Below are 19,074 nucleotides of genomic sequence, written 5' to 3' on the forward strand. Positions count from 1 at the left end.
TAATTAGTAAAAGATAGTCAAATTTATTATTTTTTACGTTAAAAGACAAAGATAGTCAGAAGGAATGATTATATGGCAAAATTATCTAACTCCATAGAAGATTTTTTAAATGAATTAATTTTTGAATCTGGTGGAGCAATAGAAATACAGAGATCTAAAATTTCAGATTATTTTAATTGTGCTCCTTCACAAATAAATTACGTATTGACCACAAGATTTACACCATTTAAAGGGTATTATGTAGAATCAAGACGTGGTGGTGGAGGATACATTAGAATAGTTAAAGTTAAATTTGATGATGACAAAGAGACATTAAATACTTTTATTGATTTTATCGGAGACTCTATTACTAAAGACAAATCCGATGAATTATTAAAAGAACTTTATAGATTAAAAAAAATTACTAAGAGAGAGTCAGAGTTAATTAAGGTATGTTTATCTGATAGGGCTCTTTGCGAAAGCGAAAATAAGAATAATTTAAGAGCAAGTTTATTAAAGAATATGCTCCTAGTTATTTTTAGTTAGGGGGAAGAATATGCTTTGCGACAATTGTAAAGAGAGAGAATCAGTAATCTCATATACTAAAATAAATGACGATAGAGTGGAAGAAGTTCATCTCTGCGAAGTATGTGCTGAAGAAAAATTTAAAAGAGAATTTAAGGGGTATCAAGATATTATTCCTCAAATAGAAAATGCATTAAATAATATTTTTAAATTTACTGCAAATAATTCTAAAGATGAAGAAGATGTAAAATGCGAATTTTGTGGAACAAGTTTTACACAAGTCAAAAATTCAGGAATACTTGGCTGTCCTAAATGTTATGAAACTTTTCAAGCTGATATAAAGAAATATTTAAATGCATTAAATGTTAATTCTAAATACAAAGGAAAAATTCCGAAAGATGCAGATAGTTATATAGTTTACAATAGAAAACTTGAAGATTTAAAATCTAGACTTGATCTTGCTATTAATTTAGAAGAATATGAAAAAGCAGCTGAGATAAGAGATGAAATTAAAAGTTTAAAGGGAGATACAATTGCATAATATTGTTTTAGCAAATACAATGAGATTATATCGGAATGTTGACTCGAAAAACTTTGTAAAAAATATGAATGATGATGAATTGAGAGAAAATCTTGAACAATTAGAAGAAATTGTATTAAATCTAGGATATGAAAAATTAGACATTGATAATTTATCATCACTTAAAAAATTAGAATTAATTGAGAAAGGAAAGCTTGATAAAAAATTTATTGATAGAAAGCATAAAGGTTATTATATTAAAGATAATAAGCCTGATATTTTAATTAATTCTTATAATCATATTGAACTTTCAATTTCAAGTGCAGAGAAATCCTTAGATGAATTATTTAATGAAATTTATGAATTAGAAGAAGAACTTGAAAATCATGTACACTTTGCTTTTGATCCAAATTTTGGATATTTAACTCCTAATGTATTAACTGCTGGGACAGGACTTAGTCCAATGTCTTTAATTTATCTACCAGCACTTAACTACTTTGGAGTAAAAGAAATGGCAAGTGGACTTTCAAGACTTGGTTATACTCTTGGAAGTTTTAGAGATAGATCTGGAAGAGCAATTGGAAGTATTTTTACAATAGGATTTGAATCAACTTTTGGCGAAGAAGAAAAATCTTATATAGAAAAATTAAAGATAATAATAAATGAAATTTCTGATATAGAAATGGAAAATAGAAAAAAACTTTATTTAGATAATATTATTACTCTTGAAGATATGGTAAATAGGTCCTATGGGACTCTTGCCAACGCTAGGGTAATATCAGAAGAAGAGATGATTAATTCAATGAGCAATATTAATTTAGGCGTAGAATTGTCTATCTTAAAACCTAATAGAGATTTTGATTTCTTTAGTGAAGTTCAAAATCTTAGAAATGGTCATTTGCAAATTGATAGAGGCTCAATATTAGACTTAAAATCAAGAGATATTTTAAGAGCTAATAAAACAAGAGCCTTAATGAGGGAGGTTTTTAGATGAGTATGTTTGGTAGATTTAGTGAGAAATCACAAAAAGCCATACTTTTTGCCCAACAAGAAGCAAGAGAACAGAAACATTCATACATTGGATCTGAACATATACTGCTTGGGATAATTAAAGAAGGTACTGATGCCGGTGCTCATGTACTTTCTAAACTTGGAATAGATTATAAGAAAGCTAAAGATGCAACACTTGATATAGTTACTATGGGACAAGGCCCAGTTCTTTCAAGTATTGCTTACACACCTAGAACAAAGAGAATCTTTGAACTTGCTTTTGAAATTTCAAGAGAATTAGGAGAAACTACAGTTTCAACTGAACATCTTCTTTTAGGAATTTTAAGAGAAGGTCAAGGTGTGGCAATTTTAGTCCTAAAAAGATTAGGAATTGACATTATAAATCTAGAAAATGAAATATTAAATAATATAGATGAATATGAAGATGACGACGAAAGTCCTGAAATTTCATCAGAAGCATTAGAAAAATATACAATTAACTTAAATAAAAAAGCTGAAGAAAGAAAAATTGATCCAGTAATTGGAAGAGATAAAGAGATTAAAAGAGTAATACAAGTTCTTTCAAGAAGAACTAAAAATAATCCAGTTCTTATAGGTGAACCTGGTGTTGGTAAAACTGCCATTGCTGAAGGTCTTGCAGCAGAAATTGTAGCAGGAAATGTTCCTGAAGTAATGAAAAATAAAATTATTTTAACTCTGGACGTTTCAGGACTTATTGCAGGGTCTAAATACAGAGGGGACTTTGAAGAAAGACTTAAAAATGTAACTTCTGAAGCTTCAAAGAATAAAAATATTATTCTTTTTATTGATGAAATGCATGTAATTATTGGTGCTGGATCTGCTGAAGGTTCACTTGATGCATCAAATATTCTAAAACCTATGCTTACAAAATCAATTCTTCAGGTAATTGGAGCTACTACAATTAATGAATATAGAAAAAATATTGAAAAAGACAGTGCATTTGAAAGAAGACTTATGCCAATTATGGTTGAAGAACCAAGTGTAGAAGATTCAATTAAGATATTAAATGGATTAAAGAGCATTTATGAAAATCATCATAATGTAATAATTTCTGATGAAACAATTGAAGCTGCAGTCAAATATTCTGATAGATATTTAAATGACAGATTCTTACCAGATAAGGCAATAGACCTGATTGATGAAGCTAGCTCTAAATTAAAAATAGAATCTTATAAAGTCCCAGAATTTGAAGAAGAATATAAAGCTAAGCTAGAAGAAATAGAAGACAAAAAGAATGAAGCCGTTAAAAATCAAGACTATGAATTAGCTGCAAATCTTCGTGATGAACAGAAAAAAGTTGAAGCTGAATACAAGAAAAAGCTTGAAGAATTTAAAGAAAATGAGCAGAAAAAAGAAGTTACTAAAGAATTAGTTGCCGATATAGTTTCTGAATGGTCTAAAGTTCCTGTAAAGGATATGACTGAAGAAGAAAGCGAAAAGTTAAAAGATCTTGATGTAAACTTAAAAGAAGATGTAAAAGGACAAGATAATGCTGTAGAGACTATTTCTAAGGCGATTAAGAGATCTAGGATTGGACTTAAAGATCCAAATAAACCAATTGGATCCTTTATGTTTGTGGGACCAACTGGTGTAGGTAAGACATTTCTTGCAAAAAGTCTAGCTAAAAATCTTTTCGGTAAAGAAGAAAATATGATTAGATTCGATATGTCTGAATATATGGAAAAATTTACCGTATCTAGACTTGTTGGATCACCTCCAGGATATGTAGGTTATGATGAAGGTGGAGAATTAACAGAAGCTGTTAGAACACACCCTTACTCAGTTATTCTTTTAGACGAAATTGAAAAGGCACATCCTGACATATTTAATATTTTACTTCAAATATTAGATGATGGAAGACTTACAGACTCAAAGGGAAGAACTGTAAGTTTCAAAGACACCGTTATAATTATGACTTCTAATGTTGGTGCTAACTTACTTGCTAAAAATTCAGTTTTAGGCTTCTCAACATCCAGCGATGATGCCAAGAAAAATGAATTTGAGCAAATGAAAGATATTATAAATAGTTCACTAAAAGAGAGATTTAGACCAGAGTTTTTAAATAGAATTGATGATGTCGTAATATTTAAAACTCTTGATAAGACAGAAATTAAATCAATTGTTAAGAATATGCTTGAAACTCTTAAAACTAGACTTCTTGACATGGGCATCAGTGCTAAATTTACAAACAAGCTTGTTGATTTTCTTGTTGAAGAAGGTTATGACAAGAAATTTGGAGCAAGGCCACTTTCAAGAACAATTACTAAATTAATTGAAGATAAAATTGCAGACGAATACCTTGAAGGTAATATTAAAGACGGCGACGAAATTAATGTTGATGTTAAGTACAAGAAGATTCAAATTAATAAATCAAAAAGGAAAAAGTCAGTAAAAAATGAAAAAGAAGACAGTGTATCAGTGTAGTGATTGCGGATATATTTCCCATGGTTACTTTGGAAAATGTCCTAATTGCGGAGCATGGAATACTTTAGAAGAAAAAGAAGAGGAAACAGGTAATAAATCTTCTTCTAAGAAAAAATCAAATAAAGATGCCTTAAAATTATCATCTGTAAAAATTTCATCTGATGAGAGAATCAAAACTGATATTGAAGAATTTAATAGAGTTATGGGCGGTGGAATCGTCCGTGACTCTGTTAGTATTTTAACTGCAAAGCCAGGTTCAGGTAAATCAACGCTTTTAATGCAGGTGGCAAATGACCTAGCTAATAAAGGTTTAAAGGTTTTATACGCATCAGGAGAAGAATCAGAAACTCAAATAAAAATGAGAGCCGAGAGAATTCTTGATAAGTTATCTGATAATATTTGGGTTTATTCTACAACTTCACTTAATTCTGTACTAGATCAAGTTGATAAAATTGATCCAAGTTTTATAATCATTGATTCAATTCAAACATTTACATTAGATGAATTTACACAAAGACCAGGTACACCAACGCAGACTATGGAATGTGCTTATAAAATGACTGAAATAGCTAAGGATATTAACAAACCTAGAATGGTTTTTCTAGTTGGTCAAATGACTAAACAAGATGAACTTGCAGGGGTTAGAAGTCTTGAGCATTTAGTGGATACAGTTTTATTAATTGAAGGCGAATCTTCAGAAGATTTAAGGTCTTTAATGGCCACAAAAAATAGATATGGTTCTACTGGTGAGATTGGATTTTTCTCAATGACTGAAAAGGGAATGCTATCAATTGACAATCCTTCAGAATATTTTATGACAAAAAGAGAGGGAAATGCAGAAGTTCCAGGTTCATCTCTATCAGTGATAAGAGAAGGGACAAGACCTATAATACTTGAAACAGAAGCTCTTGCATCTAAAACATTTTTACCTTATCCATCTCGTATTTCTGAATGTCTTCAAAAAGATCAATTAAACACATTGGTCTCAATCCTTGAAGAAAGAGCTGGAATAAAATTCTTGGATAAAAATATAGTTGTAAAGACAACTGGTGGTATAAAATTAAAAGAACAGGCTGCAAACTTATCTGTAATGGTTTCCATAGTTTCTTCAACACTAAATCAATCCGTTGAACAAAATTCAGTTTTTATTGCTGATGTTGGACTTACAGGAGAACTTAAAAATGTTCCAAGTCTAGAGCCTAGACTTAGAGAAGTTGAAAGAATGGGATTTAAAAAGGCCTATGTTTCTAAGTATGCAAATGTCAAAATAGAAAATTATAAAACCTTAGAAATAAGAAAAGTTTCAAATATTTTGGAACTATTAAAAGAAGTTTTTAAATTAAAATAAAGCTGTGGGCAGTCCACAGCTTCTTTTATGCTTTTTTAGTTTTAAATTTAGAAATTACAATTGCTACAAAAAGTCCTATAAGCATGGGAACAATCCAGCCAATTCCATATTGTTGAAGGGGTAAATTATTTAATGTTTCCCCAAAAGATCCAAGAATTTCATATCCATTTAGAACAAATAGAATTCCAAAGAATAATGATACAAATGCAGGAATTTGGAAAATTAAATCATCTTTAATTTTTTTACTGAAAAGTCCGATTAAAATAATTGTCATTGCACATGGATAAAGTGTTTCTAGTATTGGTGCTGAAATCTTTATAATTTCGCTAACACCAAGCATTGATATTAAGCATGAAATAACTGAGCAAATAATTACATTTACTTCATAAGAAACTTTTCCCTTGGAAAGATCATTAAAAAAGTTACCAGCTGAGGAAACAAGACCGATTGCCGTAGTTAAACACGCTAGAGCAGTAATAATTGCAAGAATATAAACTCCAACGCCTCCTAGGATTCTATTTGTAATATCAACTAGAAGTGTAGTATTATTAGTATCTATTCCATAGTTACCAAGTCCTGAAGCTTGAGCTCCAAGATAAGTAAGTCCACCATAAATTGCAGCCAAACAAATAGCAGCTATAATACCTGAAATTATTGTTGCTTCTATTTCAACTTTCTCTGAAGAATAATTTCTTTCTTTTACGGCATTTATGACAACAAGAGAAAACATGCAACCTGCTATTGCATCCATTGTTTGGTAACCATCTTTAATTCCTCTTTCTAAAATATTTGTAATCATTGAATTGTCAGAAATTTCTCCAATAGGAGAAAAAATTCCCTTTGTAATTAAAATTACGATACAAATAATTAAAGCAGGTGTTAAAAATTTTCCTACAATCTCTACAACCTTATTTGGTCTAATAGTTAATAGACATGTAATTACAAAGAAAATTATTGAAAATACATATCTATTTATTGAACTTCCAAATATAGGAGCTATTGCAATTTCAAAAGTTGTAGCTGCTGTTCTAGGAGTGGCTAAAAAAGGTCCTATACATAATATAATTGCAGTTGAAATAATAATAGCAAATACTTTATTAACTCTAGAAGCAAGTAAATTTAAGTTTCCATCGTATTTTGAAAGGGCAATAATTGAAAGAAGTCCAAGACCAGCATCAGCAATACCAAATCCTAAAAATCCAACCCACCATTTAGAACCAGTGATAAGTCCCAAATATGGTGGAAAAATCAAGTTTCCTGCACCAAAAAACATAGCAAAAAGTGCAAAACCAATAATGAAAACATCATTGTATTTAATTTCGCGATTCATAAAAAAACCTCCCACGTATATAAAAATATAATATCACATTTTCTTATGGAATACTTTCCTTTTATTAATTAATAAGGTATTTTTAAAGTAAAATAATTTTACTTTATCTAAAAGTTTGCAAATTATTTAATGACTAAAAATTATGTAAGTGTTAATATATGTTTATACATAACTTAAAGGAGTAAGAAATGAACTATATAGAGTCAGTTAAATGGGTTGAAAATAGAAATATTCCTCTTGGTGAGTTTACAACAGACAATATAAAAAAGCTTTTAGAATTATTTGATAAGCCTCAAGATAAATATAAAGTTATTCACATAACAGGAACTAATGGCAAGGGATCAACTGCAAGCTTTTTAAGTAATGCTTTACTTGCGAATAATTTAAAAGTTGGTAAATTTACATCTCCTTATATTACAAATATAAGAGAACAAGTCCAAATAAATGAAGATTATATTTCTGAAGATGACTTTACAAAAATTGCAAATGAAGTTAGAGAGAAAGTTGAATTCTTAGATAGTAAAGAAATTTATGTAAGTGGATTCGAAATAATTACATCGATAGCATTTATTTATTTTTCAAAAGAAAAGGTTGATTTTGGAGTTATTGAAGTTGGAATGGGAGGAAGAGTTGATTCAACTAATGTAATGGAAAAATCAATTCCAGTTTTCTGCCATATTTCATTAGATCATGTAAATATTTTAGGAAATAATTTACATGAAATTGCAAAAGAAAAAGGTGGAATAATAAAAGAAAAATCAAATGTCTTTAGCTACCCTCAAGAAAAAGAAGCCAGTGATACATTAAAGAAAATATCAAAAGAAAAAAATTCCAATTACAATGAATTTAAAATTGAAGAAGTTAAAATAATTTCATCTAGAGATAATGAAACAGTTTTTAATTTTAGAAAGCATAAAAATCTAAAAATTAATTTAGTTGGAGAGTATCAAGCATATAATGCATCTCTTGCTATAACTATTCTTGATTTTTTAAAAGATGAATTAAATCTAGATGAAGATTTAATAAAAAAAGGACTTGAAAATGCAAAAAATATTGGAAGAATAGAATGTTTATCTAAAAATCCAACAATTCTTGTTGATGGTTCTCACAACTTAGATTCAGTTGAAAGACTTGTTGAAAATATTAAAAAATTTAATTATGATAAATTAATTCTAGGTTTTAGTCTTTTAAAAGACAAGGATCATTCTCATATTTTAAAACTAGTTGAAAATATTGCAGATGAAATAGTCATAACTGAAATAGATAATTATAGAAAAACTGATTTAAAAGACTTAGAAAGGGAATTCAAAGAATTTTCTAATAAAAACATTTATGCAATAAAAGATAGGGAAGAAGCAGTTTCAAAAACCTTTGAACTTGCAAGTGAAAAAGATTTAATACTTTGGTGCGGATCACTTTACTTAATAAAAGATATAAGAAAAATAATATTAGACAAAATAAAAAAAGCAGATTAATTTCTGCTTTTTCTTTATTTTACAAAAATTTTATAATCAGAGTATCCATATTCATCCATTTCTTCATAGGGAATAAATTTTAGAGATGCTCCATTTATGCAATATCTAAGTCCACCTTTATCTCTTGGACCATCTGGAAATACATGACCTAAGTGAGAATCTGAAGAAATTGATCTAACTTCAGTTCTTCTCATTCCATAAGAAGTATCATTAACTTCTTCTAAATCATCTGAGATTATTGGCTTTGAAAATGATGGCCAACCACAACCGGCATCAAATTTATCACTTGACACAAAAAGAGGCTTTTTAGAAAGTTTATCTACATAAATTCCCTTTCTATACTCATCGTTTAGCTCACTTGTAAAAGGTCTTTCAGTTGCTGAATTAACCATAACATCGTAACTTATATCATTTAATATTTCTCTCTTTTTCTCATTTGAATCTATAAATTTTCTATCATCATCTATAAGTGGCTCATCTATTAAATTTAAATTAACATGACAATAGCCATTTGGATTTTTTTCTAAATAATCTTGATGATAATCTTCGGCTTTTATAAAATTCTTTATTTCTGAGATTTCAACTGCAATATTTCCAATTTTTTCTTCTTGATATTCTATAAAGTCTTCAACAATTTCTTTAGACTTCTCATCATTTTTTTCCCAATAGATTCCAGTTCTATATTGTCTTCCTATATCATTTCCTTGTCTATTAACTGAGTGAGGATCTATAATTCTAAAAAAATGGAGTAGAATTTCTGTTAGAGAAATCACAGAAAAATCGTAATAAATTTTAACTGTCTCTGAATGGTCAGTAGAAGCAACAATCTCGTAATTAGTATCTTCAGTCTTTCCATTTGCATATCCTACTATGGTCTTTAAAATTCCTTTAATGTTTTGAAAATAATATTCAGTTCCCCAAAAACATCCTCCAGCAAGATATATAGTTTTTATATTTAAATTGCTATTCATTAACTTCACCTCATCTGATTTATACCCCAATATAGAAGTGTAAAAAATATTAGAAATAATTTCACAAATTATCTTTGATATTATCACAATAAAGTTTTATAATAAAATAAATTATTTTAGTTTTAAAATATTTTTGCATAAGTTAATAAAATATGGTATAGTTAAATATTTTACTTTATAGAATTTTTCTGATATACTATTATGTGGGGAAATAGGAGGTAAAATATGTTTGACATTGGCGATAAAGTTGTATATCCAATGCATGGAGCGGGTACAATAGTATCAATAGAAGAACGTGAAATATTAGGAAATATTCATAAATATTATATTATGAAACTACCTATAAATAAAATGAAGGTAATGATTCCTATAAAAAATGCCGAAGAAGTTGGTTTGCGTAAAATTTCTAATGTTGATGCAATGGACAGTGTACTAGAAGAATTGTCTTCACTTGAAGAAATTGAAGTTCCTAAGAACTGGAACAGAAGATATAGATTTAATCTTGAAAAAATAAAATCTGGAAATCTTATAGAGATTGCAGAAGTTATTAAATGTCTAGAGAATTTAGATCAAAAAAAATCTCTTTCTACAGGTGAAAGAAAAATTTTAAATGAAGCAAGACAAATTATTGTTTCAGAAATGGCATTGGTTTATGACAAAGACGTTGAAGAAATAACTAAATTAATTGACAAAGCAATATTTGGATAAGGAGTGATTATTATTAGCAAGAATAGAAAAATAGTGTCCAGAATATTTAAAGTATTATTTACTTTAATTGGAGCACTTGCTGGTTTATTTCTTGTAAATGTTTTGTCTGAAATCCAATTTGTTAGAACCATAGAAAATAAAAGTATAGTTACTGCAGTTTCTGCTGCAATTGTTATTTTATTCGGACTTATATTTTTTATACTATCTCCAAAGGCTTTAAAAACTTTGGAAGAACTTTTATCTGTATGGGAAAAACAAATTCAAACAAAATCATTAACAGAAATATTATTAGGGGCAGTTGGACTTATAATTGGACTTATAATAGCATTTTTAGTTTCACAACCAATTTATAAAATTCCAATACCTTATGTGGGTTCTGTAATATCCATATTGTTATATGGAATGTTAGGATATTTAGGTTTAAAAATTGGAATGTCAAGTAAGATAACTCTTTCTGATAGAATTAGAGAAATTACTTCATCATCATCTAAGAAAACACCTAAGATTAAGGAGCCTTCAAAAGAATATTCAGGAATCCCTAAAATTTTAGACACTTCAGTTATTATTGATGGAAGAATACTTGACATTGCAAGAAGTGGATTTATAGAAGGACCCTTAATTGTTCCAGTTTTCGTATTAGAGGAGCTTCAACATATTGCAGACTCTTCTGATAATTTAAAGAGAAATAGAGGAAGAAGAGGCCTTGATACAGTTGCTGAAATTCAAGAACTTAATAATATTGAAGTTGTAATTTACAAGGGTATGATTGATGAAATACCTGAAGTTGATTCAAAGCTTCTTAAATTAACACTTGATCTTGGCGGTAAAATTGTAACAAATGACTTTAATTTAAATAAAGTTGCAAGAGTTCAAAACCTCGATGTGCTAAACATTAACGAGCTTGCCAATGCAGTTAAACCTGCTTATCTCCCTGGCGAAGAAATGCACATCCATATTATTAAAGAAGGTAAAGAACAAAATCAAGGTCTTGCATATCTAGACGACGGAACAATGATTGTAGTTGAAAATGGAAAGAATTTAATAGGTAATAGCATTGATGTAGTGGTTACAAGCGCACTTCAAACTTCCGCAGGGAAGATGATATTTGCAAAACCCAAGTCATAAAAAGGCTCTGCATATGCAGAGTTTTTTATTTGACTATATAAAAATTTTGTATTATCATTTTTAAGTAGAAATATAGATGATTTTTATTTTCAAATAAAATTAGGAGGAAAAGATGAAATTATTTTTACCAGGACCTGTTTCTGTTAGAAAAGAAGTATTAGAAAAGTTTTTAGAGCCGGTTATTGGACATAGATCTGCACAAGCTTCTGAAATCCAAAAAACTATTAGCATAAATATACAAAAAATATTAGGCACAGAGCACACTATTATAACTTCTACATCTTCAGGTACAGGACTTATGGAAGGTGCTATTAGATCTTGTACTAAAAAAAGAGCACTAATTTGTAGCTTAGGATCTTTTGGAGAGTTATGGTATAAACTTGGTCTTGAAAATTCCATTGAAACTGATATTTTAAGATCTGTAAGTGGAGAAGCTACTGATATAAATAAATTAAAGGAACTTTTAAATAAAAACGATTTCGATTTTGTTGGAATTACTCACAATGAAACTTCTACAGGTATCAAAAATGATTTAGATGAATTTAAAGATATTATTGCTCAACACAGTGATATTATTTGGGCTCTTGATGCAGTAAGTTCGGCTGGTGGTACTCCAATTAATCAAGATTATTATGGAATAGATATAGTAATCACTTCATCTCAAAAATGTTTAGGCCTCACTCCAGGACTTAGCTTTGCTTCAATCTCAGATAAAGCCTATGAAAAAGCAAAGACCGTTGAAAATAGAGGGCATTATTTTGACTTTGTAAATCTATACGATTTTATTAAAGATCATGACTTCCAATATCCTTCAACTCCTGCAATTTCAAATATGGTTAGCGCAGCTTATCAACTTGACTATATAGTAAATGAAGAGGGAGTAGAAAATAGATATAAAAGACATCTTGAAATGAGCGACTACTTCAAACAATGGGCTAATAAATATTTCCCAGTTTATGGCAATCCTAAATATCAATCTCCTACTATTACTGCTATAAATAACACAAATAATATTGATTTTAATGATTTAAATAATAAATTAATGGAAAGAGATATTATGATTTCCAATGGATATGGAGACTTAATAAATAAAACTTTTAGAGTTGGTCATATGGGAGATTATACAATTGAAGATATGAAATACCTTACAAAAAATATTGAAGAAGTTTTAGGATTATAATCTTTTTAGACTCTAGTTATACTAGGGTCTTTTTAATTAAATTTTTATTACAATTGCATATTTTCTTTGAGTAATTAACGCAATTAATTTATACTCATATTTGAAATGTAGGTGAAATTATGAATAAAAAAATAAAGAAAATAGTATGTGCTTTTTCTCTTGTTTTTCTAATAACTTTAGTTGGAAATGTATTTGCTGAAAATAAGTTGCTTTTCCAAGAAGAAATTGCACCTGGAGTTGTTAGATATAAATACACAGTTGAGAAAAAATCTAAAAATGCACAAGCTAATGTAGTTAAAGTTGATTTAAACAATCCTTATATTAAAATTAATACAGTTGCAGGTGCGGGTACTTACACTAATAAAGCTACAGTCACACAAATGGCAAATAGAACTAATGCAGTAGCACTAGTTAATGGAGATTTCTTTACTATGAATCTTCAAGGTGCACCAATGGGAGCTTCTGTAATTAATGGTGAGATAAAGTCATCTCCAGCTGTGTTGACTGATATTTGGTCTTTTGGAATTGACTCTAATAACAACGCTCATATTGAGATTACAAATTTTGCAGGAAAAGTTACTGCACCTAATGGCAATTCATATCCTATTGATGGACTAAATAAGACATATTATTGGTATCAACCATCAAAAGAATATTCTCACGAATCTAAAATTCAGATGTATGATTCTTTTTGGTCTTCAAAATCCAGAGGAGATAAAACAGCAGGAGAGGTCTTACTCTCTAAAGACAATGTTGTTGAACAAATCCAATTTAGAAAAAATATAGATATGAAAATCCCAGAAGGAAAGAAAGTTCTTCAAGTCAGTGGTGGGTCCGAAAGATTTATCCAACAAAATGTGAAAGTTGGAGACAAGTTAAAAATTGAAACAAATATTAATCCAAACAGAAATTGGAAGATGATGATTGGTGGACACGCTCTTTTAGTGCAAAATGGAGCAGTAAAAAATTATACCAAGGATACTGCATCACTTGGTGGAGTTAGAGCAAGAACTGCTGTTGGAGTAAGTAAAGACAAGCAAACAGTTTTTATAGTTACTACAGAAGGAAGGACAAATAGATCATCAGGTATGAGTTTAAGAGAACTTTCTCAATTTATGCTTGATTTAGGTTGCGATATTGCTCTTAACCTTGATGGTGGTGGCTCAACTGCAATGTCTGTTAGAAATCTTGGAGATATAAATAGAACAAGAGTTACTAATCCTGAAAAAAATGCAGGCGAGAGAAAAGTAGTTAATGGACTTGGAGTTTTTAATACTACTAAAAATACTGGAGTAATTGTAAATGGAAAAGTTGAAGGTAATTTAAATACTATAGTTGGAGAAACTTCAGAATATAAATTAAAGTCCGCATGGGATGAATATTTAAATCCAATTGATATTAAAAATAGAAATTACAGTTTATCTGAAAATTCAAATGGAGCTAATATTTTAAATGGAACTCTTTATACCGCTCTAACTCCTGGTAAATTTAATCTTACAGTAACTACTGATAAGGGAGAAAGTTTTAATAAAGAGATAAATGTAGCTGATGCTTCAGCATATAATAATATTAAAATTACTCCAAGCACACAAATTATTAAAAATGGAAGCAACATTAAATTAAAAGCTATTGGAGAATTCAATGGAAGAAAAATAAATATTTCTCCAAAAATTATAAATATTTCTTTTGAAGATATTAATGCAAATATAAATCCAAGTGATTCTAGTATAAATATTATAAGCTACGGTGAAAATCCAAAGATTATAGCTAAAATTGGAGAAAAAACTTCAACATTAAGATTGTTTGACGAAAATTCTAAATTTATAAAAATGAAAGTCAATGATGTAAATTACAGCATAAATGGAGAAGCAAAAAAAATGGACGCAAAACCATTTATTTCAAACTCTCGTACACTTGTTCCAATTAGATTTATTATTGAAGCTATAGGTGGAGAAGTAAATTGGAACAATGATTCAAGACTTGTGACAATTAATTACAACGGAAATATTATTGAACTTCCAATAGATTCTAAGATTATTAAAATCAATGAAAGTAATCTAGAAATTGATCAAGCATCTATTATAAAAGGCGATAGGACTTATGTGCCTATTAGGTTTGTTGCAGAAAATCTTGGAATGAATGTAAATTATATTGACGAAACTCGCGAAATTGAAATTATTTCAAAAGCAGATAATTCAAGTTCTGAAAAAGATGTAATTGAAGAATCAATAATTGAATATAAAGAACAATCAGAAAGGAATAACAATAAAAATTCTAATAATAATATAAACAATAATAAAAATTCTAAAAATGACAATAATATAAATAGCAATAAGGAGTAATATGGAATTTAAAAACAATTTTTATTTGCCACCAATGGCAAAAGAAAACTCAATCGATGGAATACCAAACCCTTCGTTAATTGATTATTATGAGGAAATGGCAAATAAAGGGTTTGGACTAATAGTTTTAGAGCATGCCTATGTTGATGTAAGGGGAAAAGCAAGTCCAAAACAAATGTCTATTGATGAAAATTATGATGAAAAGACTCTTACTGAAATTAGAAAAGTTATTCAAAAGCATGAAGTTAAGGCAATAATGCAAATTGCCCATGGTGGTAGAAATTCAAAGGGAAGCGAAATTAAGTTTGGAGCTTCAGAAGAAGAAGGAGTATTAGAACTTTCAGTTGAAGATATAAAAGAACTTGAAGAGAAGTTTTTACAATCTGCAATTAGGGTTAAGAATATGGGATATGATGCTGTGGAAATTCACTCTGCTCATGGATATCTTTTAAATCAATTCTTCTCACCAGTTACTAATAAAAGAAATGATGAATACGGCGGAAGTTTAGAAAATAGACTTAGATTTTTAATAGAAATTTTAGAAAAAATAAAAAATGAAATGCCTGATTACCCAGTTTTTGTTAGACTTGGAGCTTGCGATTATGTTGAAGGTGGAAATGTAATTGAAGATGCAGTAAAGGCTTCTAAAATTCTTGAAAAATACATCGACTACATTGACATATCAGGTGGAATAACAGGATTCTTAAAACATTCTGAAAATGAACTTGGTTATTTCACATCTGAAGCTAAAAAAGTTAAAGATGAAACAAATTTAAAAGTTTTAATGGCTGGTGGAATTAAGTCAAGAGAAGAAGCTCAAAAATTACTAGATGAAAAATCATGTGATATGGTTGGAATTGGTAGAGCTGCTTTGAGAAAAGATTTTAAATTATAAAAAAGCGACTTTAATAATTGCATCAGATTATAGAAAACCCACTATAAAGCTTAACGAGTTAGCTTTTATAGTGGGTTTTTACTTTGTCATCAGTCTGAAAGCGGGCTTTAAATAGTCGCTTTTTCTTTTAACAAAATTTCTCCAATTTTATAAACATCGCCTGCACCCATAGTGACAACTATATCATCTTCCTCGATATTATTTTTTATAAAATCTATTATATCATCAAACTCAGCAATATAATAAACATTGTCTCTGTGTTCCGCAATGGCATTTTTTAAAGTTTTTGAATGAATATCACCATAATCTTTTTCTCTAGCTGCATAAATATCAGTAATAATAATTATATCAGACTCATCAAAAGACTTGGAAAATGCATCTAATAAAAGTTTAGTTCTAGTAAATGTATGAGGTTGAAAAACTGTTATTAGTTTTCCTTTACATGAAACCTTCAGAGCATGAATAGATGATTTTATTTCAGTAGGATGATGTGCATAATCATCTACAATTTGAGCACCTTCATATGTTCCTTTATTTTCAAGTCTTCTTTCAACGCCTTTATAATCTTTTAGCCCCTTTATACAATTTTCGATTGAAATTCCATTAACACGAGAAGCTGCAATAGCTGCAAGAGAATTTAATACATTGTGATTACCCATAATTGAAAGACTTACACGATTTATTTTTTCTCCATTAATATACAAATCATAAGATGCAAATCCATTTTCATCGTAATCAATATTTTTTGCCATTACATCAGCTTCATTATTTATACCAAACGTAATAACTTTACAATTTTCGATTGGATAAAGTTTTTCAACATTTTCATCATCGGCATTTAAAATTGCAATGGCTTCACTATCTAAGTTATCTACATATCTTTTAAATGTCTTAATAATGTGATCAATATTGTCAAAATAATCCAAGTGATCTTCATCAATATTTAAAATAATTGCAGTTGTAGGGAAGTATTTTAATATATTTGCCTTGTATTCACAGGCTTCTGTTAAGAATAAATCTTCTCCACCAATTCTAATATTGCCATCAATATCTTTTAGTTGACCTCCAAGCATAATTGTAGGATTAACATCTAAATCTTTAATAATTTCAGCAATCATAGAAGTTGTACTAGTCTTTCCATGAGTTCCAGAAACTGCTATAGAAGAATTAAAGTTTTTCATTACAGCGCCTAGAAAAGTTGCCCTATCTACAATATCAATTTTATCTTTAACGGCTTGCATGTATTCTTCATTGTCAAAACTAATTGCATCTGTAAATACAACAAGATCCATATTTTTTATATGCTCTTTCTTATGTTCATAATAAATTGTTGCGCCGTTTTTTTCTAATTTATCTGTATTAATTGTATGACTTCTGTCACTTCCAAAAACATTATAGCCTCTATCAAGCATTAATTCTGCAAGTGCTGACATACTAATTCCGCCAATACCAATAAAAAATATATTTTTATAATCGCTATTATCTATGTTAATTTCAAACAAAGTTATTTCCTCCAATTCTTTTTAATTATACCACAAATAGTCATGATTTTAATAATATGAGAAATAAAGTAAAAAAATTAAAAACTTTTAACTATTTTGATTAATTAATATATTTAAATATAATTTATTTTATCAAGATTTTATGCTATAATTAATAAAAAGAAGGGGAGTGCACAAAATGAATATAACTGATGTAAGAATTAGAAAAATACCCGCAGACGGAAAATTAAAAGCAATTGTATCTGTAACATTTGACAACGAAATTGCACTTCATGATATAAAAATCATAGAAGGTAATGATTCATTATTTTTAGCAATGCCTAGCAGAAAACTTCCTAACGGTGAATACAGAGATATTGCACATCCAATTAATGCTGAGACTAGAAAAGAATTAGAAGATGTTGTATTTAAGAAATACGAAGAAGTATTAAATGAAATACAATCTGAAGATAGTGAAAATGAAGAAGAATAAATAAAAACTGGTAAGAAGCCTGTGACTTCTCTACCAGTTTTTTTAAATTATATCAATTGTATCTATTAATTTATTGTTTTTAAAATAGTGTTTAGGAAGTCTTCTATTAAAGTGGGTAATAAAAGATGTTTCGCAGTCTCCGCTGAATTTACAAATATCTCTTACTCTTATCTCTTCGTCACCTTGTTTTCCAATTAAAACGCCTTCATCTCCAATTTTAACTTCAACATCTGTCGCATCAACCATCATTTGATCCATACAAATCAATCCAACTTGAGGACATCTAACACCATTTATTAAAACTTCGATCTTACCTGATAAAATTCTGGGAAAAGCATCGGCATAACCAAGTGGAATTGTAACTATTTTAGTGTCTTTATCACAAGTATAATTTCTTTCATATCCTACAGTTTCACCTTTTTTAACTTCTCTTATTGAAGCAATCTGTGCTTTTAATTCAAATATTTCTTTTAAATTATATGAATCTGCCAATTCTTTTGCATCAGTTAGTCCGTATTGAATAATTCCAGGTCTTACCATATTAAAATCATATTCTCTATAAAATAAAATTGAAGCAGAGTTAGCTATGTGTTTGTATTTAAAAATAACTTCTCTTTTTTCAAGTCTTTTTAGAAAATCAGAAAATTTATCAAATTGATTTTTTGTAAAATCATGATCACCTTCGCAAGCTGCAAAATGTGAAAATATTCCTTCTACATTAAGATTAGATAGATTATAAATTTTTTCAACCTCGTCTAAGTGTTCTTCATCTGCTAGAAATCCAATTCTAGACATGCCACTGTCAAAAGCAATATGAACTTTAGTAGTTTTATTTAATTCTTTTGCTTTTTCATTTAGCTTTAAACCATTTTCTAAGCTTGAAAGGGAAAGGATTATATTATTTTCTATTGCTGATTTAAAAAGATAATCGGGAGTATATCCCAAGATTAAAATTTCAACATCTTCAAATTCTTTTCTAAGAGCTAAAGCTTCAGACAATGTTGCAACTCCGTAGTATTTCACTCCAAGTTCTCTTGATTCTCGAACAAAAGGAATTGCACCTAATCTATAACCATCACTTTTTACTATACTCATAATTTGAACATCTTCGCTGATTTTATTTTTAATCTCTTTAATATTATGTATAAAGTTATCGAGATTAATTTCAATCCAAGCAGGTCTTCTTAAAAAATCCATTTTTATACCTTCATTCTTTTGTGTAATATTAATATTATATCACATGAGA

16 protein-coding genes are annotated in these 19,074 nt (G+C 28.9%); 12 read left to right on the top strand and 4 right to left on the bottom strand.

The window, feature by feature from the left end; genetic code table 11:
- The first annotated feature begins 72 nt into the window (after window positions 1–72).
- The 5 genes from KQI68_RS03860 to radA are packed head-to-tail and all read left to right on the top strand — an operon-like array spanning window position 73 to window position 5,828.
- On the top strand, window positions 73–525 hold the full coding sequence (locus KQI68_RS03860) for a CtsR family transcriptional regulator (RefSeq protein WP_216548820.1): 453 nt from the start codon (window positions 73–75) through the stop codon (window positions 523–525).
- Window positions 526–535: 10 nt separating this feature from the next.
- A complete protein-coding gene (locus tag KQI68_RS03865) occupies window positions 536–1,045 on the top strand; it encodes a UvrB/UvrC motif-containing protein (protein ID WP_216548821.1) in 510 nt (169 codons plus the stop codon).
- A gap of 19 nt (window positions 1,046–1,064) precedes the next feature.
- Window positions 1,065–2,018, top strand: a complete 954-nt coding sequence (locus tag KQI68_RS03870) for an ATP--guanido phosphotransferase (RefSeq protein WP_246541242.1) — start codon at window positions 1,065–1,067, stop codon at window positions 2,016–2,018.
- A complete protein-coding gene (locus KQI68_RS03875; RefSeq protein WP_216548823.1) occupies window positions 2,015–4,480 on the top strand; it encodes an ATP-dependent Clp protease ATP-binding subunit in 2,466 nt (821 codons plus the stop codon). The genes KQI68_RS03870 and KQI68_RS03875 overlap by 4 nt, the downstream gene beginning before the upstream one ends.
- Complete coding sequence (gene radA, locus KQI68_RS03880; RefSeq protein ID WP_216548824.1) at window positions 4,452–5,828, top strand: DNA repair protein RadA; 1,377 nt, start codon at window positions 4,452–4,454, stop codon at window positions 5,826–5,828. Before KQI68_RS03875 ends, radA begins: the two co-directional genes overlap by 29 nt.
- Before the next feature lie 25 nt (window positions 5,829–5,853).
- On the opposite strand, the gene brnQ is transcribed toward radA, so the two are convergent.
- Window positions 5,854–7,158 carry a branched-chain amino acid transport system II carrier protein gene (brnQ, locus tag KQI68_RS03885; RefSeq protein WP_216548825.1) on the bottom strand — a complete coding sequence of 435 codons (1,305 nt, stop codon included), beginning with the start codon at window positions 7,156–7,158 and terminating at the stop codon, window positions 5,854–5,856.
- A gap of 188 nt (window positions 7,159–7,346) precedes the next feature.
- On the opposite strand from brnQ, the gene KQI68_RS03890 reads away from it, so the two are divergent.
- Entirely contained in the window at window positions 7,347–8,633 is a 1,287-nt protein-coding gene (locus KQI68_RS03890; protein WP_216548826.1) for a bifunctional folylpolyglutamate synthase/dihydrofolate synthase, read from the top strand.
- Window positions 8,634–8,647: 14 nt separating this feature from the next.
- Here KQI68_RS03890 and msrB read toward each other — a convergent pair whose 3' ends face one another.
- A complete protein-coding gene (gene msrB, locus KQI68_RS03895; RefSeq protein WP_216548827.1) occupies window positions 8,648–9,604 on the bottom strand; it encodes a peptide-methionine (R)-S-oxide reductase MsrB in 957 nt (318 codons plus the stop codon).
- Between the two features lie 225 nt (window positions 9,605–9,829).
- On the opposite strand from msrB, the gene KQI68_RS03900 reads away from it, so the two are divergent.
- From KQI68_RS03900 to KQI68_RS03920, 5 genes are all read left to right on the top strand, one after another.
- Window positions 9,830–10,312: a CarD family transcriptional regulator gene (locus KQI68_RS03900; protein ID WP_216548828.1), complete on the top strand. Its 483-nt coding sequence runs from the start codon at window positions 9,830–9,832 to the stop codon at window positions 10,310–10,312.
- A gap of 33 nt (window positions 10,313–10,345) precedes the next feature.
- Entirely contained in the window at window positions 10,346–11,437 is a 1,092-nt protein-coding gene (locus KQI68_RS03905) for a PIN/TRAM domain-containing protein (RefSeq protein WP_216548829.1), read from the top strand.
- Between the two features lie 112 nt (window positions 11,438–11,549).
- Entirely contained in the window at window positions 11,550–12,617 is a 1,068-nt protein-coding gene (locus KQI68_RS03910; RefSeq protein ID WP_216548830.1) for a pyridoxal-phosphate-dependent aminotransferase family protein, read from the top strand.
- A 119-nt stretch (window positions 12,618–12,736) separates the two neighbouring features.
- Window positions 12,737–14,959: a stalk domain-containing protein gene (locus KQI68_RS03915; protein ID WP_216548831.1), complete on the top strand. Its 2,223-nt coding sequence runs from the start codon at window positions 12,737–12,739 to the stop codon at window positions 14,957–14,959.
- 1 nt (window position 14,960) lies between these two features.
- Entirely contained in the window at window positions 14,961–15,854 is an 894-nt protein-coding gene (locus KQI68_RS03920) for an NADH:flavin oxidoreductase (protein ID WP_216548832.1), read from the top strand.
- Window positions 15,855–15,961: 107 nt separating this feature from the next.
- Here the strand turns inward: KQI68_RS03920 and murC are convergent, their stop codons facing one another.
- On the bottom strand, window positions 15,962–17,356 hold the full coding sequence (gene murC, locus KQI68_RS03925) for a UDP-N-acetylmuramate--L-alanine ligase (protein ID WP_216548833.1): 1,395 nt from the start codon (window positions 17,354–17,356) through the stop codon (window positions 15,962–15,964).
- A 178-nt stretch (window positions 17,357–17,534) separates the two neighbouring features.
- On the opposite strand from murC, the gene spoVG reads away from it, so the two are divergent.
- Window positions 17,535–17,828, top strand: coding sequence for a septation regulator SpoVG (gene spoVG, locus KQI68_RS03930; protein ID WP_216548834.1), 294 nt, complete (start codon window positions 17,535–17,537; stop codon window positions 17,826–17,828).
- A gap of 42 nt (window positions 17,829–17,870) precedes the next feature.
- On the opposite strand, the gene alr is transcribed toward spoVG, so the two are convergent.
- The gene (alr, locus tag KQI68_RS03935) at window positions 17,871–19,025 is read right to left on the bottom strand and encodes an alanine racemase (RefSeq protein ID WP_216548835.1); all 1,155 of its coding nucleotides are present in this window, start codon (window positions 19,023–19,025) and stop codon (window positions 17,871–17,873) included.
- Window positions 19,026–19,074 lie beyond the last annotated feature (49 nt).

The sequence above is a fragment of the Peptoniphilus ovalis genome, from assembly GCF_018919265.1.
Taxonomy (GTDB): domain Bacteria; phylum Bacillota; class Clostridia; order Tissierellales; family Peptoniphilaceae; genus Peptoniphilus_A; species Peptoniphilus_A ovalis.

What these genes read in the sequence shown, in the direction of transcription:
- KQI68_RS03865 (WP_216548821.1), top strand. Translation starts at nt 536, where the DNA reads ATGCTTTGCGACAATTGTAAAGAGAGAGAATCAGTAATCTCATATACT.
- KQI68_RS03910 (WP_216548830.1), top strand. Translation starts at nt 11,550, where the DNA reads ATGAAATTATTTTTACCAGGACCTGTTTCTGTTAGAAAAGAAGTATTA.
- brnQ (WP_216548825.1), bottom strand. Translation starts at nt 7,158, where the DNA reads ATGAATCGCGAAATTAAATACAATGATGTTTTCATTATTGGTTTTGCA.
- KQI68_RS03890 (WP_216548826.1), top strand. Translation starts at nt 7,347, where the DNA reads ATGAACTATATAGAGTCAGTTAAATGGGTTGAAAATAGAAATATTCCT.
- radA (WP_216548824.1), top strand. Translation starts at nt 4,452, where the DNA reads ATGAAAAAGAAGACAGTGTATCAGTGTAGTGATTGCGGATATATTTCC.
- KQI68_RS03860 (WP_216548820.1), top strand. Translation starts at nt 73, where the DNA reads ATGGCAAAATTATCTAACTCCATAGAAGATTTTTTAAATGAATTAATT.
- msrB (WP_216548827.1), bottom strand. Translation starts at nt 9,604, where the DNA reads ATGAATAGCAATTTAAATATAAAAACTATATATCTTGCTGGAGGATGT.
- KQI68_RS03870 (WP_246541242.1), top strand. Translation starts at nt 1,065, where the DNA reads ATGAGATTATATCGGAATGTTGACTCGAAAAACTTTGTAAAAAATATG.
- KQI68_RS03915 (WP_216548831.1), top strand. Translation starts at nt 12,737, where the DNA reads ATGAATAAAAAAATAAAGAAAATAGTATGTGCTTTTTCTCTTGTTTTT.
- KQI68_RS03900 (WP_216548828.1), top strand. Translation starts at nt 9,830, where the DNA reads ATGTTTGACATTGGCGATAAAGTTGTATATCCAATGCATGGAGCGGGT.
- KQI68_RS03920 (WP_216548832.1), top strand. Translation starts at nt 14,961, where the DNA reads ATGGAATTTAAAAACAATTTTTATTTGCCACCAATGGCAAAAGAAAAC.
- spoVG (WP_216548834.1), top strand. Translation starts at nt 17,535, where the DNA reads ATGAATATAACTGATGTAAGAATTAGAAAAATACCCGCAGACGGAAAA.
- alr (WP_216548835.1), bottom strand. Translation starts at nt 19,025, where the DNA reads ATGGATTTTTTAAGAAGACCTGCTTGGATTGAAATTAATCTCGATAAC.
- KQI68_RS03875 (WP_216548823.1), top strand. Translation starts at nt 2,015, where the DNA reads ATGAGTATGTTTGGTAGATTTAGTGAGAAATCACAAAAAGCCATACTT.